The following is a 523-nucleotide window of genomic DNA, read 5'->3' as shown; positions in this document are numbered from 1 at the left end:
TGCCTCGTGGCGCACGACCTCGGGCGCGCCGACCTGGCGGCGCGGCGCGCCGAGGCCGAGGAGCGGGGCTGCTTCGACCCGACCGCCGAGCACCACTGGGTGGCGGTGCGGATGGCCGGGGAGTCCGGCGCGCCGGGCACGGCGACGCCGGCGGTCCTCGCGGAGGCCGCCGCTCGCGACCGGTCCGGCACGGCTGCCGATCCGACGACGCTCGTCCTCCTGTCCTGCGCACGGGCGGCGGTCGAGCTGCGGGCCGGACGGACGGACAGGGCACGGGACGAGCTCGCCCGCGCGGTCGACCTGGCGCGCCGTACCGAGTCGACGCTCGCCCTGCCGGAGGCGCTCGCGCGGCGGATCACCGTCACCGCCCGCGAGGAGCGTGCGGCGGCGTGCCGGGGGTTCGAGGACTTCGAGGAGTGCGTCGGCGGGACCGACCTGCCCCGGGAGACCACGTTGAAGCTGCTCGCCCGTGCCGCGGTCCGGGCCGCCGACGGCCGCGCGGAGGACGCCTCGGCCGCCGCCG

1 protein-coding gene is annotated in these 523 nt (G+C 79.5%); it reads left to right on the top strand.

Going from position 1 to position 523, the window contains the following annotated elements; all coding sequences use genetic code 11:
- Positions 1-523: hypothetical protein (locus N866_RS21860; protein ID WP_216699514.1), on the top strand; the 523-nt coding region annotated here is incomplete at both ends.

The sequence above is a fragment of the Actinotalea ferrariae CF5-4 genome (genome assembly GCF_000603945.1).
In the GTDB taxonomy this organism is placed as follows: domain Bacteria; phylum Actinomycetota; class Actinomycetes; order Actinomycetales; family Cellulomonadaceae; genus Actinotalea; species Actinotalea ferrariae.
This window is presented reverse-complemented; position numbering and strand designations above follow the sequence as displayed.